The 15,942-nt window shown below is 59.3% G+C and carries 19 protein-coding genes and 1 other RNA gene; 10 read left to right on the top strand and 10 right to left on the bottom strand.

What is annotated here, in order from left to right; all coding sequences use genetic code 11:
• Nucleotides 1–16 precede the first annotated feature (16 nt).
• The 5 genes from ACODS3_RS21740 to ACODS3_RS21720 all read left to right on the top strand — a co-directional run bounded on the left by ACODS3_RS21740 (nt 17) and on the right by ACODS3_RS21720 (nt 4,060).
• Nucleotides 17–364, top strand: coding sequence for a hypothetical protein (locus ACODS3_RS21740; protein ID WP_201019404.1), 348 nt, complete (start codon nt 17–19; stop codon nt 362–364).
• Nucleotides 365–474: 110 nt separating this feature from the next.
• Nucleotides 475–2,259 carry a type IV pilus assembly ATPase TfpB gene (tfpB, locus tag ACODS3_RS21735; protein ID WP_201019405.1) on the top strand — a complete coding sequence of 595 codons (1,785 nt, stop codon included), beginning with the start codon at nt 475–477 and terminating at the stop codon, nt 2,257–2,259.
• A 39-nt stretch (nt 2,260–2,298) separates the two neighbouring features.
• Nucleotides 2,299–3,219 carry an SPFH domain-containing protein gene (locus ACODS3_RS21730; RefSeq protein ID WP_025258019.1) on the top strand — a complete coding sequence of 307 codons (921 nt, stop codon included), beginning with the start codon at nt 2,299–2,301 and terminating at the stop codon, nt 3,217–3,219.
• Between the two features lie 10 nt (nt 3,220–3,229).
• The gene (locus ACODS3_RS21725) at nt 3,230–3,682 is read left to right on the top strand and encodes an NfeD family protein (protein ID WP_201001191.1); all 453 of its coding nucleotides are present in this window, start codon (nt 3,230–3,232) and stop codon (nt 3,680–3,682) included.
• 57 nt (nt 3,683–3,739) lie between these two features.
• The gene (locus tag ACODS3_RS21720; RefSeq protein WP_201001189.1) at nt 3,740–4,060 is read left to right on the top strand and encodes a DUF2388 domain-containing protein; all 321 of its coding nucleotides are present in this window, start codon (nt 3,740–3,742) and stop codon (nt 4,058–4,060) included.
• A 53-nt stretch (nt 4,061–4,113) separates the two neighbouring features.
• On the opposite strand, the gene gcvH is transcribed toward ACODS3_RS21720, so the two are convergent.
• The 8 genes from gcvH to ACODS3_RS21680 all read right to left on the bottom strand — a co-directional run bounded on the left by gcvH (nt 4,114) and on the right by ACODS3_RS21680 (nt 13,064).
• Nucleotides 4,114–4,500, bottom strand: a complete 387-nt coding sequence (gene gcvH / locus ACODS3_RS21715) for a glycine cleavage system protein GcvH (RefSeq protein WP_201019407.1) — start codon at nt 4,498–4,500, stop codon at nt 4,114–4,116.
• Nucleotides 4,501–4,545: 45 nt separating this feature from the next.
• Nucleotides 4,546–5,628: a glycine cleavage system aminomethyltransferase GcvT gene (gene gcvT, locus ACODS3_RS21710; RefSeq protein WP_489036201.1), complete on the bottom strand. Its 1,083-nt coding sequence runs from the start codon at nt 5,626–5,628 to the stop codon at nt 4,546–4,548.
• 147 nt (nt 5,629–5,775) lie between these two features.
• On the bottom strand, nt 5,776–7,392 hold the full coding sequence (locus tag ACODS3_RS21705; protein ID WP_201019409.1) for an ABC transporter permease: 1,617 nt from the start codon (nt 7,390–7,392) through the stop codon (nt 5,776–5,778).
• Nucleotides 7,393–7,480: 88 nt separating this feature from the next.
• On the bottom strand, nt 7,481–8,482 hold the full coding sequence (locus ACODS3_RS21700) for an extracellular solute-binding protein (protein WP_201001184.1): 1,002 nt from the start codon (nt 8,480–8,482) through the stop codon (nt 7,481–7,483).
• Nucleotides 8,483–8,642: 160 nt separating this feature from the next.
• Entirely contained in the window at nt 8,643–9,863 is a 1,221-nt protein-coding gene (locus tag ACODS3_RS21695) for a 2-octaprenyl-3-methyl-6-methoxy-1,4-benzoquinol hydroxylase (protein ID WP_489036198.1), read from the bottom strand.
• A gap of 51 nt (nt 9,864–9,914) precedes the next feature.
• A complete protein-coding gene (gene ubiH / locus ACODS3_RS21690; RefSeq protein ID WP_025258011.1) occupies nt 9,915–11,102 on the bottom strand; it encodes a 2-octaprenyl-6-methoxyphenyl hydroxylase in 1,188 nt (395 codons plus the stop codon).
• Nucleotides 11,099–12,433 (bottom strand): Xaa-Pro aminopeptidase, encoded by a 1,335-nt coding sequence (pepP, locus tag ACODS3_RS21685; protein WP_489036196.1) that lies wholly within the window; start codon nt 12,431–12,433, stop codon nt 11,099–11,101. The genes ubiH and pepP overlap by 4 nt, the downstream gene beginning before the upstream one ends.
• 76 nt (nt 12,434–12,509) lie before the next feature.
• Nucleotides 12,510–13,064 (bottom strand): YecA/YgfB family protein, encoded by a 555-nt coding sequence (locus tag ACODS3_RS21680; protein WP_489036194.1) that lies wholly within the window; start codon nt 13,062–13,064, stop codon nt 12,510–12,512.
• Between the two features lie 148 nt (nt 13,065–13,212).
• On the opposite strand from ACODS3_RS21680, the gene ACODS3_RS21675 reads away from it, so the two are divergent.
• From ACODS3_RS21675 to ACODS3_RS21660, 4 genes are all read left to right on the top strand, one after another.
• Nucleotides 13,213–13,422, top strand: coding sequence for a TIGR02449 family protein (locus ACODS3_RS21675; protein ID WP_117163697.1), 210 nt, complete (start codon nt 13,213–13,215; stop codon nt 13,420–13,422).
• Entirely contained in the window at nt 13,419–13,748 is a 330-nt protein-coding gene (locus tag ACODS3_RS21670; protein ID WP_201001180.1) for a cell division protein ZapA, read from the top strand. The genes ACODS3_RS21675 and ACODS3_RS21670 overlap by 4 nt, the downstream gene beginning before the upstream one ends.
• A 30-nt stretch (nt 13,749–13,778) precedes the next feature.
• Nucleotides 13,779–13,957: non-coding RNA, 6S RNA (gene ssrS / locus ACODS3_RS21665), on the top strand.
• Between the two features lie 90 nt (nt 13,958–14,047).
• A complete protein-coding gene (locus ACODS3_RS21660; protein WP_201019412.1) occupies nt 14,048–14,668 on the top strand; it encodes a 5-formyltetrahydrofolate cyclo-ligase in 621 nt (206 codons plus the stop codon).
• Nucleotides 14,669–14,719: 51 nt separating this feature from the next.
• Here the strand turns inward: ACODS3_RS21660 and ACODS3_RS21655 are convergent, their stop codons facing one another.
• Nucleotides 14,720–14,872, bottom strand: a complete 153-nt coding sequence (locus tag ACODS3_RS21655; RefSeq protein WP_201001177.1) for a hypothetical protein — start codon at nt 14,870–14,872, stop codon at nt 14,720–14,722.
• Nucleotides 14,873–15,060: 188 nt separating this feature from the next.
• Here ACODS3_RS21655 and ACODS3_RS21650 point away from each other — a divergent pair, with 188 nt between their 5' ends.
• The gene (locus tag ACODS3_RS21650) at nt 15,061–15,510 is read left to right on the top strand and encodes an EVE domain-containing protein (RefSeq protein WP_201001175.1); all 450 of its coding nucleotides are present in this window, start codon (nt 15,061–15,063) and stop codon (nt 15,508–15,510) included.
• A gap of 6 nt (nt 15,511–15,516) precedes the next feature.
• Here ACODS3_RS21650 and ACODS3_RS21645 read toward each other — a convergent pair whose 3' ends face one another.
• Nucleotides 15,517–15,924, bottom strand: a complete 408-nt coding sequence (locus ACODS3_RS21645) for a flagellar basal body-associated protein FliL (RefSeq protein WP_201001167.1) — start codon at nt 15,922–15,924, stop codon at nt 15,517–15,519.
• Nucleotides 15,925–15,942: the final 18 nt, after the last annotated feature.

Raw genomic sequence — 15,942 nt, 5'->3', positions numbered from 1 at the left:
TACAGGAGAGGCCAGTATGCCCAACCTTGAAGCCGTTGCAGCCCCCGAAATGCGTCCGGACACATGGTCACCCGCCAATTTTTCCTGCTGCGCGCGCTATCAGGTTCTGGCCGAAGCCGAACCGGCTTTGCTGTGTCAGGTCCTGAATCTGTTTGCGATGCAATACCTGACGCCGCAGAACATCATTGTTTCACGCCAGGATCAAATGCTGGCCATTGATCTTCTGGTCGACGGGTTAAGCTGGCATCGGGCTCAGGTGATTGGCGAAAAAATGCGCAATCTGATCGATGTATATTCGGTCGAACTGGAGCAAATACACGCCACAGAGGCCTCTCATCAGCGTGTGGCACTGGCCGCAGGCTGAATTGTCTCGCAAAGATTCGCAATTCCCGGTCGCATAGAGGGCTCAACACTGGCACGCTTGAGGACTATTCTTGCTCATCGTCTGATGATGAATTGCCCCAAGGAGCGCGCATGGCAGTCCTCGCCCCATCGTCACAGGATCGCTGGCTCGATCTGAACGATCTTCTACGTGATCTGGTCGCCCAAGGCGTCCTCACCCAGATCGACGCAGAAACAGCACTCACCCAGCGCCGTAGCGCGGCGAATATCCAGCTCCATCCGCTGGAGTTCATTGCGTCCCAACAGTTCGATGACCTCAAGCGTCCCGGCAAGAAACTCGATCTGGAAACCCTGACCCACTGGCTGGCGCAGCAATGCGATCAGCCGTACATGCGTATCGATCCACTGAAAATCAATGTCGCGGCGGTTACGCCCCTGATGTCTTACGCCTTTGCCCAGCGCCACAAGATCCTGGCAGTGGCCGTGGATCGCGAGTCCGTAACCATCGCCAGCGCGCAGCCTTATGTTCGCGCCTGGGAAGAGGACCTGGCCCATGTACTGAAACTCTCAATCAAGCGCGTGGTGGCCAACCCGGTCGATATCCAGCGCGTGACAGTGGAGTTCTTCAGGCTGGCGAAGTCTGTCAGCGGGGCCACTTCAACCGATCAAAAAATAAGCAACATGGGCAACTTCGAGCAGTTGCTCAAGCTGGGTGCCAGCGATCAGGAGCCCGATGCCAACGACGCGCATATCGTCAATATCGTCGACTGGTTATTCCAGTACGCTTTCCAGCAACGCGCCAGCGATATCCATATCGAACCGCGCCGCGAGCAAGGCACCGTACGTTTTCGTATCGACGGCGTGCTGCATAACGTCTACCAGTTCCCGTCGCAGGTCACCATGGCGGTGGTCAGCCGCCTGAAAAGCCTGGGCCGGATGAACGTCGCGGAAAAGCGCAAACCTCAGGACGGCAGGGTCAAGACCACAACGCCCGATGGCGGCGAAGTGGAATTGCGGCTCTCGACCCTGCCCACCGCGTTCGGCGAAAAGATGGTAATGCGGATCTTCGACCCCGAGGTGCTGCTCAAGGAGTTCGATCAACTGGGTTTCTCCAGCGATGACTTGCGGCGCTGGCAGGGCATGACCAGCCAGCCCAACGGCATCATTCTGGTGACAGGCCCGACCGGTTCGGGCAAGACCACCACGCTCTACACAACGCTCAAGAAGCTGGCGACTTCAGAGGTCAACCTCTGCACCATCGAAGACCCTATCGAGATGGTGGAGCCAGCCTTCAACCAGATGCAGGTCCAGCACAATATCGACCTGACATTCGCAAGCGGCGTGCGGGCCTTGATGCGACAGGACCCGGATATCATCATGATCGGCGAGATTCGCGACCTGGAAACCGCAGAAATGGCGATTCAGGCTGCTTTGACAGGCCACCTGGTACTCTCGACCCTGCACACCAACGATGCACCCAGCGCCATCAGCCGCATGCTTGAACTCGGCGTGCCGCATTACCTGCTCAAGGCCACCATCCTTGGCGTAATGGCTCAACGCTTGGTACGTACGCTGTGCCCGCACTGCAAGGCTCCGATCAATCTGAACGAAACCGATTGGCAGACCCTGACCCGCCCCTGGCAAGCCCCGGTGCCGAGCGGTGCGCATCAGGCCGTGGGCTGCGTGGAATGTCGTGAAACAGGTTACCGTGGACGCGCCGGTGTCTACGAGATCATGCTTATGTCCGACAGCGTCAAAGCCTTGATCAGCGCCGACCTGGACCTGACCGCCATGCGCCGGCAGGCCTTCAAGGAGGGCATGCGCAGCTTGCGATTGTCCGGCGCGCAAAAAGTCTCGGCAGGACTGACGACACTGGAGGAAGTGCTGCGGGTCACGCCACAGAGCGAGCAGCGCTAGAAAAACGAACTCAACATCAGAAATCGACAGGGAAAGGTTATGCAAATCGGCAGTGTAGTTCTGTTATTCGTCGGCTTGGCAGTTGCTATTGTCTTCATGGGCTTCAAGGTTGTACCGCAGGGCTTCCAGTGGACGGTTGAGCGCTTTGGCCGTTACACGACCACGCTGAAACCGGGTCTTAATATCATTGTGCCCGTGATGGACCGTATCGGGCACAAGATCAACGTCATGGAAAGCGTGCTGGATATTCCACCTCAGGAAGTCATCACCGCCGACAACGCCACCGTGCAGATCGATGCCGTATGTTTCTTTCAGGTGGTCAACACGGCACAGGCCGCCTATGAGGTGAACAACCTCGAACACGCCATCCGCAACCTGCTGCAAACCAACATCCGTACCGTGCTCGGCTCCATGGAGCTGGATGCGATGCTCAGTCAGCGTGACAACATCAACGAGCGCCTGCTGCGCACGGTCGATGAAGCCACCGCGCCCTGGGGCATCAAGATCACCCGTATCGAAATCAAGGACATCAGCCCGCCAGCAGACCTGATGGCGGCGATGTCCGGCCAGATGAAGGCCGAACGGATCAAGCGTGCGCAAATCCTTGAAGCCGAAGGCTTGCGCGCCTCTGCGATTCTTACCGCTGAGGGCAAGAAGCAGGCGCAGATCCTGGAAGCCGAGGGTGGTCGTCAGGCCGCATTTCTGGAGGCTGAAGCACGCGAACGTCAGGCCGAAGCTGAAGCGCGGGCTACCCAGGTGGTGTCCGAAGCAATTGCCGGCGGAAACGTACAGGCCATCAACTACTTCGTCGCTCAGAAGTACGTCGAGACACTGGGCAAACTGGCATCTGCCAATAACAGCAAAGTCATCCTGATGCCGCTGGAAGCCAGCCAGGTGATCGGTGCGGTGGGCGGTATCGGAGAAATCGTCAAAGCCACCTTCAACAACCCGAAAGCCTGAGGCAAGGACGATGAATTTCCTGCAAAACCTGTCGGCCTGGGACTGGCTTGGGCTGGGCACGGTGCTGTTGATATTCGAGGTGTTCGGTGCAGGTGGGTATCTGCTATGGATCGGTATTGCGGCGGCATCGGTCGGCGTCCTGACTTTCGTCATGCCCGAGATGCCGTGGGCCTTGCAGTTTCTGCTCTTTGCCCTGTTTTCCGTGCTGACTGCCGCCTATTGGTGGCATCGGCAACGCAGCGTGGCCCGCCCATCGGATCAGCCAGGGCTGAACATGCGCGGACAGGAACTGATAGGTCGCACCTTCACCGTCCAGACCGCGATTGTCGATGGAAGGGGCAAGATCAAGGCGGCTGACAGCGTCTGGATCGTGACAGGACCGGACGCGCCGGAGGGCAGTCTGGTAAAGGTCATTGGTCAGGACGGTGTGATCCTGAAGGTCGAGGCCCTCGACTTAAATTGAACTCATGTGCTGCTCCGGCTATCCAACCCCTCAGAACAACCACAGTCGGAGTACACCATGCGTCTCAAACTTGCTGTCATCACATGTGCCTTACTGTCACTTCCGGTCGGTTCAGCGATGGCCGACGGTTTCTGGCGTAACGTGATTTCGTCCGGTGCTACCACCGGCTCGACTTACCTGACCTTCAAGGATCACAAGCTGATCGTCGCCGCACAGGATGACGCCGGCAGCTTCGTCGCCAGCGATGGTGGTATCCGCGGGCCATTCCTTGAAGCCGCTATCCAGCAGGTGCGCAAGGACAACCCGGGGCTGAATGCCACCGACATGGAACTGGCCAACGCGATCCTCGCCAAGAACCTGGTTGCAGAAAACCAGTAATAGGCGCCCATGAAAAATGCCGCTCGTTCGAGCGGCATTCTTTTGCCCTTCGGTTACTCGCCGATGGCGCTTTTGTAACCTGCGGCATCCAGCAGTTTTGCCAGATCAGCGGTGGCATCGGACGGCTGGAGCTTGAAGATCCAGGCTTCGTACGGAGTGCTGTTCAGCAGTTCCGGAGCATCGGCCAATGCTTCGTTGACCCCGATGACTTCGCCAGCGACAGGCGAGTAGATATCGGAGGCAGCCTTGACCGACTCGACCACGCCAGCGGCGTCAGTGGCGGCGAAAACCTTGCCCACTTCCGGCAGTTCGACGAAAACCACGTCACCCAGCGCTTCCTGAGCATGGTCGGAGATACCAACGGTTACCGTACCGTCTGCTTCCAGACGCGCCCATTCGTGACTTTCGGCGAAACGCAGTTCGGCGGGAATATTGCTCATTTAGTCATCCTCTACATCGAGTCAGCGGAAAACCCGCCAGATAGGTTAGATCAGGGTTTTGCCATGACGTACAAACGCTGGCTGCACCACACGCACCGGATACCATTTGCCGCGGATTTCCACCTCGGCCCGGTCGGCAGTCGCCATCGGAACACGCGCCAGAGCAATCGACTTGCTTAGCGTAGGAGAGAAACTACCACTGGTGATCTCTCCTTCGCCAATTTCTGCGACACGCACGACCTGACGCGCCCGCAACACGCCGCGCTCTTCAAGCACCAGCCCGACCAGTTTCGAGGCTACACCTGCCGCACGCTCGCTCTCCAGTGCATCGCGGCCGATGAAGTCGCGCTCTGCTGGCTCCCAGGCGATGGTCCAGCCCATGTTCGAGACCAGCGGCGAAGCATTTTCGTCGATGTCCTGACCATAAAGATTCATGCCAGCCTCAAGACGCAATGTATCGCGCGCGCCCAGACCGATAGGGGAAATGCCAGCGCCGACCAGATCATTGAAAAAGCCGGGAGCCTGCTCGGCCGGCACGATGATTTCCAGGCCATCCTCGCCGGTATAACCGGTACGGGCAATGAACCAGTCACCGTCATCACGGGCTTCAAAAGGCTTGAGCTGATGAATGATCTCGGCACGTGCGCTGGACACCAGTTCGGCAATCCGGCTTCTGGCACGCGGCCCTTGAATCGCCAGCATTGCCAGCCCGGTGCGCTCGACCAGTTGCACGTCGAAACCGGTCAGGTGCGATTGCATCCAGGCCAGGTCCTTGGCACCGGTGGCCGCATTGACCACCAGGCGATAACCACTGGCGGTGAGGTAGACAATCATGTCATCGACGATGCCGCCACGGGCATCGAGCATGGCACTGTACAACGCACGTCCCGGACTTTGCAGCCGTTCTACATCGTTGGCCAGCAGGTAACGCAACCAGGCCTTGGCCTGACTGCCCATGACATCGATCACATGCATGTGAGAGACGTCGAACACTCCGCAATCGCGGCGTACCTGATGGTGCTCCTCAACTTGCGATCCGTAATGCAACGGCATGTCCCAGCCACCAAAATCGACCATCTTCGCGCCAAGCGCGAGGTGCAGGTCAAAGAGGGGGGTACGCTGTCCCATGGGTTTCTCCTTCCGGGCGTGGCGAAGGTGCGGACCGGCAGATCAAAGGCAGCCCCTCGTGGCTAGAGGTTTGCAACAAATGACAGCAAGCCGAACGGTCTGACAGACCGCACCGATTGCGGCGCATTGTAGCCGTATGGGGAGTGACTAACCAATCTGCCGCGCCGATCGCCGGATCAACCCGATCACGGGCAACAACCCGACCAGTACCAGCGTCAGCGCGGGCAATGCAGCACGCGCCCACTCGCCCTCGCTGGTCATCTCAAAGATGCGCACGGCAAGGGTATCCCAGCCAAACGGACGCATGAGCAAGGTGGCGGGCATCTCTTTGAGCACGTCGACAAAGACCAATAACGCCGCGCTCAGTGCGCCCGGAATCAGGAGCGGCAGATACACTTTGAAAAACAACTTTGGCCCGCTGACCCCAAGGCTGCGGGCCGCCTCCGGCAGCGAGGGCCGGATGCGTGACAGGCTGTTTTCCAGCGGCCCATAGGCCACTGCAATGAAGCGCACCAGATAAGCCAGCACCAGAGCCGACAGGCTGCCCAGCAGCAGAGGCTTGCCAGCGCCACCAAGCCAGCCGGAGAGTGGAATCACCAACTCCCGGTCCAGATAACTGAATGCCAGCATGATCGACACGGCCAGGACCGAACCGGGCAGCGCATACCCGAGATTGGCCAGGCTCACGCCGGAGCGAATCACCGGGGTTGGCGCCATGCGTCGGGCAAAGACCAGGATCAGCGCCACGCAGACAGTTATAAGCGCAGCGATGCCGCCCAGATACAGCGTATGCAGGATCAGGCCGGTATAACGTTCATCCAGATCGAAACGACCTCGCTGCCAGACCCAGACGATCAATTGCAGCATGGGCACGGCAAACGCACAGATAAAGACCAGCCCACACCAGCCAGTGGCCGCCAGCGCTTTCAGACCGCGCAGGTGATAGAGCGCCTTGCCTCGGGGCCGCTCGTTGGTCGCACGACTGGCGCCCCGTGCCCGACGCTCGCCATACAGCACGACCATGACCGCCAGCAGTAACAGACTGGCCAATTGCGCCGCACTGGAAAGGCTGAAGAAGCCGTACCAGGTCTTGTAGATGGCCGTGGTGAAAGTATCGAAGTTGAACACCGACACAGCACCGAAGTCCGCCAGGGTTTCCATCAGTGCCAGTGCCACGCCGGCTCCGATTGCCGGGCGCGCCATGGGCAGCGCCACTCGCCAGAAGGCCTGCAAAGGCGTTTGCCCCAGCACGCGGGCAGCTTCCATCAAACCTTTGCCTTGTGCCAGGAACGCCGTGCGAGCCAGCAGATAGACGTAGGGATAGAACACCAGCACCAGAACGATGATCACCCCGCCCGTGGAACGCACACGCGGCAAACGCAGGCCGTTGCCAAACCATTCACGCATCAGGGTTTGCACGGGGCCGGAGAAATCCAGCAGGCCGACAAAGACAAACGCGAGCACATAAGCCGGAATCGCGAACGGCAGCATCAAGGCCCAGTCCAGCCAGCGTCTGCCGGGAAACTCACAAAGGCTGGTCAGCCACGCCAGACTGACGCCCAGCACCGTCACACCGACGCCGACGCCCAGTACCAGAATCAGCGTGTTGCTCAGCAGGCGAACCATCTGGGTTTCAAGCAGATGCGACCAGATCTCCCGGTCGATGGTTTCCCAGGACAGCAACAGCACGCTCAGCGGCAACAGCACCAAAGCGGCGATGGCAAAAACAAGGGGATACCAGCGGCGTTGGGCGGGATGGGCCAAGGGGGATTCTCAAAAAACATGGAGAACCCCGTAGGAGCGAATTCATTCGCGAATGAATGCGCTCCTACGGGGGGTGGCGGGTATTAAATCAATTCCAGCCAGCACGATCCATCATGCGAATCGCTTCGGCCTGACGCTTGCCCGCCACTTCGACCGGAATCGTATCGGCCTTGAACGCGCCCCAGCTCGCAACCTCTGCCGATGGCGCGACTTTCGGGTTGGCCGGAAACTCCTGGTTAGTGCCGGAGAAGATGGTTTGTGCCTCTGGCCCGGTCATCCACTCAACCAAAGCCTTGGCAGCCTCAGGGTGCGGTGCATGTCTGGTCAGACCGATGCCCGACAGGTTGACGTGTACGCCGCGGTCCGACTGGTTCGGCCAGAACAGCTTCACTGCCAGGTCCGGGTTTTCCTTGTGCAGACGTCCGTAGTAATAGCTGTTGACGATGCCGACGTCGCATTGCCCGGCATTGATTGCCTCAAGCACCGCGATGTCATCGGAGAACACATCGGTGGACAGGTTGTTGACCCAGCCCTTGAGAATCTTCTCGGATGCTTCAGCGCCGTGGGTTTCGATCAGGGTCGCCGTCAGGGACTGGTTATAGACTTTCTTGGCCGTGCGCAGGCACAGACGCCCTTCCCAGTTCTTGTCCGCCAGAGCTTCATAAGTGCTCAGCTCGGCGGGCTTTACCCGGTCCGTCGAGTAGGCGATGGTCCGCGCGCGCAGGCTGAGGCCAGTCCAGGCATGGCTGGAAGAACGATATTGGGGCGGGATATTGGCGTCGATCACAGGCGACGTGAACGGCTGGAGAATGCCCATCTGCTCGGCCTGCCAAAGGTTACCGGCGTCTACGGTCAGCAACAGGTCAGCCGTGGCGTTCTCGCCTTCGGCCTTGATGCGCTGCATCAGCGGGGCTTCCTTGTCGGTGATGAACTTGATCTTCACCCCGGTCTTGGCCGTGTAGGCATCGAAGACAGGCTTGATCAGCTCATCGATACGCGATGAGTACACCACGACCTCATCGGCAGCCTGGGCGGTGCTGCCGAGCACGGTCAGTGTCAAAGCAGCCAGAAGACGCTTGCTAGCCTGCATGGGAGTCTCTCGCGTTCGAAAAATGAGGCGAAATGGTAGTTAATCCCATTTTCGATCACAATCGAACAGCCACCCGAGGCGTTACCAGATGTTTCAAGCCACTGTAGGAACGAATTCATTCGCGAAGGTTTCCGTGAAGGTTTCGCGAATGAATCTGCTCCTACAGGCGTGCAAGCTCAGGGAGTTCACCGGACAATCCCAAGGCTTCACGCACGAACATGGCCTTGGCTTCCGGCATCTTGTTGACCACTTTCAAGCCGGTGTTGCGCAACCAGCGCAGCGGCAGCGGGTTGGCCTGGAACAGGCGCTCGAAACCTTCCATGGCCGCCATCAGTGACAGGTTGTGCGGCATTCGGCGGCGCTCGTAACGACCGAGCACACGGACATCGGCCAGTCGCTCACCACGCTCAGCGGCATGCAGCAACACTTCGGCCAGTACGGCAGCATCGAGAAAGCCCAGGTTCACACCCTGACCGGCCAAAGGGTGAATGGTGTGTGCGGCATCGCCAATCAGTGCCAGCCCCGGCGCGACATAGCGCTTGGCGTGACGCTGACGCAACGGAACACATACTCGCGGGTCGGCCGTCAGCATTTGTCCCAGACGGCCCTCGAAAGCCCGCTCCAGTTCGCGACAGAAGGTTTCGTCATCCAGCGCCATCAGGCGCTCGGCTTCCAGCGGAGTCACCGACCAGACGATGGAACACCAGTGCTCTTCTTCATGCTCCAGCGGCAGGAACGCCAGCGGACCATCGTCGGTAAAACGCTGCCAGGCGGTCTTGCGATGGGAGTCGGCCGTTCGCACGCTGGTGACGATGGCGTGATGCAGATAATCCCACTCGCGGGTCGGTGTGCCTGTCAGGCGGCGTACAGCCGAATTGGCACCATCGGCAGCAATGACCAGCGGCGCACGCAACTGGCGACCGTCGGCCAGGGTCAGCAGCCAGTCGTCACCGGAATGACGCATGTGCTCCAGACGGGCATTGGCCAGTAAACCGATATCGCTGTCGTGCAGTCGTTCCAGCAGAGCGTCCTGCACCACACGGTTCTCGACGATATGACCCAGCACTTCAGCATGCACGCTGGACGCTGAGAAATGGATTTCGCCAGTGCCGCTGCCGTCCCACACATGCATCTGCCCATAAGGGCTGACGCGACGGGCGGTGATGCCTTCCCAGACATCAAGACGCTGCAGAATCCGCTGGCTGGCTGCCGACAGAGCACTGACGCGGGGCTCGAAGGACGATTGCGAGTCGAAGGGTTTGACGCTCAGCGGGCCGCCATCGACCACCACCACATCCAGGCCGCTGCCCTGCAAGGCCAATGCAAGGGCGCTGCCGACCATTCCGGCTCCGACAATCAGCACATCTGCGCGGGTTTCCATGCTTAGATCGTTCTCGCTTGCGGCCGTGGCCGTGTTCTGAAAGTTTGTGGGTCACACATCGGATCGAGTCCCCAGGCCCATGGCCTGACGGGCGAACCAGCGTTTGGCGGGCGGCAGCAGGTCCAGCCCCAGCAACCCCAGGTTGCGGCCTGCGGTGACCACAGGCTGTGTGCTGCCGAACAGGCGGGTGACCTTGTCGGAAAAGCCCACGGTCATCTGTTGATCGAGGCGTTGCCTTTCACGATAGGCCAACAAAGTCGCCAGATCACCCGGCGACTTGTCGCTTTCCAGCAATGCTTCAGCCAGGGCGTCGGCATCACGAAGCGACAGGTTGAACCCCTGACCGGCAATCGGGTGCAGGCTGTGGGCGGCATTGCCCAGCACGACCAGATGCGAACGAACCTGCTCTTCGGCTTCCACCAGGGAAAGCGGATACACATGCCGCGAACCGACCTGACGCAAGGTGCCCAGGCGGTAACCGAATACATTCTGCAGTTCACTGAGGAAGCTGCGGTCATCCAGCGCCGCAAGCCGCTGGGTGTCGTTGCCCTTGCGGGTCCAGACCAGCGCGCAGCGATTTTCCGGCAATGGCAACAGAGCCATGGGACCGTCATCGGTGAAGCGCTCGAACGCCTGTCCGCAATGGGCTTCGCTCGGGGTGATGTTGGCGATCAAGGCGCTCTGATCATAAGAGCGTTCGCGCACGCCAATACCCAACTGTTCGCGCAGGCTGGAGCGGCCACCATCGGCCAGCACCGCCAGATCACATTCCAGTTCGGTTTCGTCATTGAGGGTCAATCGATAGCCGCCGGCCAGGGCCTGCATGTGCGTAACCTCGGCGGGCACGCGCCATGTCACGACCTCCCGATCCAGCCCCGCCCACAAGCATTGGCCCAGCCAGGCGTTTTCCACCACATAACCCAGCGCCGGCACGCCTTCTTCCATGGCAGCAAGACGGGTCGCACCGAAGCGCCCGCGATCGGACACCTGAATCTGCATGATGGGTTCGGCGCGCCGGGTAATCTGATGCCACAGGCCAAGGCGTTCATAAATGCGCCGCGCCCCGAACGACAGCGCCGAAGAGCGTGCATCGTAGCTGGGCTGATAGCTGTCGCCGGGGGCGAAAGGTTCGATCAGGACGATTTTCCAACCGCGCGCCTTGGCGCCCGCCTGCAAGGCCAGAGCGAGGCTGGCACCCACCAGACCGCCACCGATGATGGCAAGATTGAAGCGGCTCATGCGACCTGAGCCTGTGCAGCGGCCATCAGGGCCTCGATTTCAGCGACAGTCTTGGGCACGCCGCCAGAAAGAATTTCACACCCCTTCTTGGTCACCACTACGTCATCCTCGATTCGCACACCGATACCTCGCCATTTTTTCGCGACGTTCTGATTGTCGGGAGAGACATAAATCCCAGGCTCCACGGTCAGCGCCATGCCGACCTCCAGTACCCGCCATTCGCCGCCGACCTTGTATTCGCCGACATCATGCACATCCATGCCCAGCCAGTGCCCGGCACGGTGCATATAGAACGGCTTGTACGCTTCGGTCTCGATCAACTCGTCCACATCGCCCTGCAACAGGCCCAACTCAACCAGCCCGGCAGTAATAACCCTGACCGTCGCCTCGTGTGCCTGGTTCCAGTGCTTGCCCGGTCCGATGGCCGCGAACGCCGCTTCCTGAGACTTGAGCACCAGTTCGTAGATTGCCTTCTGCTCTGCCGAGAATGTCCCGCTGACCGGAAAGGTGCGAGTGATGTCGCTGGCATAGCAGTCGATCTCGCAACCGGCGTCGATCAACACCAGATCGCCCTCCTTGAGCGGCGCGTCGTTCTGCTGATAGTGCAGGATGCAGGCATTACGGCCCGACGCGACGATGGACCCGTAGGCCGGCATCCTTGCCCCGCCCTTGCGAAACTCGTAATCCAGCTCGGCTTCCAGGCTGAATTCATATAGCCCCGCACGGCTGGCCTGCATCGCCCGGATATGGGCGCGTGCAGAAATCTGTGCTGCCTCACGCATGACCTTCACTTCCGCTGCCGATTTATACAGGCGCATGTCGTGAAGCAGATGATCCAGCGCAACGAACTCGTTCGGCGGCTGCGCACCCAGGTGCGCCTTGGAGCGAATGGTGTTGATCCACTCCATCAGATGCCGGTCGAATTCAGGGTTGCTGCCCATGGCCGAGTAAACCCGCTCGCGCCCTTCGATCAGGCCCGGCAGGATGTCGTCGATATCGTTGATCGGAAACGCATCATCTGCACCGAAATCACGAATGGCGCCTTCCTGGCCTGCACGCAGGCCATCCCACAACTCGCGCTCCGGGTTGCGTTCACGACAGAACAGCACGTACTCGCCATATTCACGCCCCGGAATCAGCACCACCACCGCTTCCGGCTCGGGAAAGCCGCTCAGGTACTGGAAATCGCTGTCCTGCCGGTAGACATGCTCGACATCACGATTGCGAATCGCGACAGCCGCTGCCGGAAGAATGGCGATGCTGTTGGGCACCATCTGGGCCATCAGGGCCTTGCGTCGGCGTGCGTATTCGGACTTCGGAATATTGATCATGGGCAGACGGGGTCCCTTGGTGGAGCTAGCCGGTCAGGACTCTTGAAGCCCTGACACAGCGCGCCGTGATGAACAATCAGTGCAGGGAAGGCTTGGGCTGTGGCGCAACGGCCTTGCTGCATTCGGTGAACAGCAGCAGTGGTGCGACACGCAGGTACTCCATGACTTCCATATAGTCGCTTTCGCCGTCTTCGGATTCTTCCAGTGCATCCTGGACCTGAGCGATGGCAGCCAAGTCCTGTAACACTTCAGTGGCCTCGATGCTCAACACCGCATCTCCGACTGCCAGACCAAAGCCCGACAGGAAACCCTGGCACCATTGACCCAGTGCGGCCGCACGTTCGGTCAGCGGCTCGTCATCGCCAGGCAGCAACAGCACGACGGTCATGTCATCGCCGGTCAACTCGCCCTTGACCATCTCCTGCAAGCCGACCAATGCCTGACGAACGTTGTCCTCAGGCTCGGTCTCCAGCAGTACGGAAGCATCGGCAAACCAGCCTTCGCTATCGAAGCCGGCACCGGCGCAACTGCGCCCCAGCAACAGGCCGTGCAGCTCGGCAGGGGAAACAGGATGACCACTGGTATTGAGCAGAGTGGCAAATGCTTTGTACGGGGAATTCTGAATGGGCATGGGCAGCTAGTCGCCAAACGGCGCAATGTCTAGAATGAAGGCCTTGTATCCTAGACTATCCGCGCAACAAGATCATCAACGCGGCGGTTAGAGGCAGTGGCGTTAACCGACTCCGTGCCATTCATCAGAAAGTACTCAGTGGAAAACAATGGAAGACACCGATCTGCAAGCCCTGATGAACCGGCTGGAATTGCTGCTCAAACACACAGAGCAACTTAAAAGCCAAAATGCACTCCTACTAGCTCAGGAAAAATCCTGGCGCGAGGAACGCGCCCACCTCATTGAAAAGAACGAAATCGCCCGGCAGAAGGTCGAGTCCATGATTTCGCGCCTCAAGGCCCTGGAGCAAGACTCATGAGTAATGGCAACAGCGTTACCGTTCAAATCCTCGACAAGGAATACTCGATCATTTGCCCTCAGGAAGAGCGCACCAACCTGGTCAGCGCCGCCCGCTACCTGGATGGCAAGATGCGTGAAATCCGCAGCAGCGGGAAAGTGATTGGCGCAGACCGCATTGCCGTCATGGCCGCCCTGAACATCACTCACGACCTGCTGCACAAACAGAATCTGCCTGACGTGCAAACCAGCGGTTCGACCCGCGAACACGTCCGCGACCTGCTGGAAAGAGTCGATCTGGCACTGTCCACAGAAACCCCGACAACACCCGATTCACCACGCAGCTGATTATTTCCGGACGTTTCTGTATACTTGCGCCGCTCCCTGGAGTGCTTGCCAGTCGGTCATGTCCCTGAGCCGATACGCACAACCACGGGGGTTGCACGTTGGGGTTGGTGTGCATGTCCGCTCGACGGAAAGCCTTAAAACCTCCTGCAATCTCCACCTTGAACTTTCGGGTTCAAGGGCTAAACCGACAGCGGTTCGTCGGGGAGTCCACATTCAATTCATTGCCGGTTCTGCTGCCGGCAGTGACGATCCTGTCTCTGGTTTCAACCTCACGGATCAGCCTGCATGATCTTGCACTTATGATCAGCACATCGTCGCTCACACGCACACAACTGCGCCGCCAGCTACGCAAGGCGCGTCGTGCATTGAGCCGCAGCCAGCAACGCGAAGCCGCCCACGGCCTCTATCGCCAACTGGCGCAACACCCACTGTTTCGTCGCGCCCGGCATGTCTCGCTGTATCTGCCCATGGACGGCGAGATCGACCCACGCCTTTTGCTACGCGCTGCCCAACGCCGGGGCAAGGCGACTTACTTGCCGGTGCTCAACGCATGGCCGCGTACCAGAATGGTTTTCCAGCGCGTGCGTCCCGGCGAGAAATTCATACCCAACCGTTTTCGCATCCCGGAGCCGCGTATCAACCGCGCACGGCAGCGCAATATCTGGGCACTGGATCTGATCCTGATGCCCTTGGTCGGGTTCGATGACGAAGGCGGACGCCTCGGGATGGGTGGCGGCTTCTACGACCGAAGCCTGGCCTATCTGGCGCGCAGAAAAACCTGGAAAAAACCGGTACTGCTGGGCATGGCCCATGAATGCCAGAAGGTCGAACGACTCGCACAGGCAAGCTGGGACGTACCGCTGCAAGGCACGGTATCGGACAGACGCTGGTATCTGGCACAGCAGGAATCGGGAAAGTGACGCGGCGGGAGCTACAGGCATAGCCCCCGGAAAAGAAGGATGCTTACAACCTCAATGCCGGCCGGGCACTTTCTGTTGCTGCTGAGTGATCTCGACAGGAGCATCCACCTTGTTGGTCCACAAGCTCTGCGCATAACCGGTAGTCACGATACCCAAGCCGAACAATGCAACTAAAACCCACAGTAAATCCGGCTTGCGTTTCATTGACTGCCCTCCTTCGGCAAATCAAAGCGCTGCCAACAGCCGCTTCTGTACAGGCTGTGTAACAGCAGGGTGCTTAAAAAAGCGGCATTTTGCGATAACGTGAACCAGTACGCAAATAGTGGCGCCAACCGACTGTCGGTTTGTCATAAAAACATCCCGATGTTGTGCATTTCCATGGAGAACACCCAATGGCCTATTGGCTGATGAAATCAGAGCCCGACGAACTTTCGATCAGTGACTTGCAACGCCTCGTCAAAACCCGCTGGGATGGCGTGCGCAACTATCAGGCCCGCAACTTCCTGCGCAGCATGGCGGTGGGGGATGAGTTCTTTTTCTATCACTCCAGTTGCCCGGAGCCGGGCATTGCCGGAGTTGGCAGGATTATCGAAGCGGCTTACCCGGACCCGACAGCCCTTGAGCCGCAAAGCCATTACTTCGACGCCAAGGCAAGCGCCGAGAAAAACCCCTGGAGCGCAGTCGATGTAGCCTTCGTGGACATATTCCCGAAAGTGCTGGGGCTGGGTTATCTGAAACAACAAGCGGCGCTTGAGCAACTGCCTCTCGTGCAGAAAGGCAGTCGACTCTCGGTCATGCCCGTGACCGCCGAACAGTGGTCGGCGATCCTGGCACTGCGCTGAAAAGCGTTACTGAACGATGAAGTTGTTAAACAGCAAGTCTTCAACGATCGGCTTGCCCTCTTCGCTGGTCATCACTTGCTGGACCTGCTTGAGCGCTTCCTGACGAATCTTTTCCTTCGCATCGGCGCTGCTCATGGAGTCGACAGTCTGCTGGGTAAACAGGGCAACCAGCAGATTACGGATCAGCGGGTCATTGCGCTTGACCGCAGCCTGAGCCTCGGCACCGGTAACGCGCAGGGCGATATCGGCCTTGTAGACGCGCAACTTCGGCCCGCCATCAAGAGCGTAGTTACCCACAAACGGAGGCGTCAGGGAAACATAAGCCGCCTTGGGCTCGCCCTCGCCTTCTTTGGCTTCTTCCTGCGCCAGGGCAGGCAGCGACAAGGCCAACAACATCAAGATCCACGCTTTCACAGTCCACTCCTTAATACG

This window comes from Pseudomonas sp. FG43 (genome assembly GCF_057809175.1).
The sequence above is the reverse complement of the archived record's forward strand: the minus strand, read 5'-3'. Positions and strand labels throughout refer to the sequence as shown.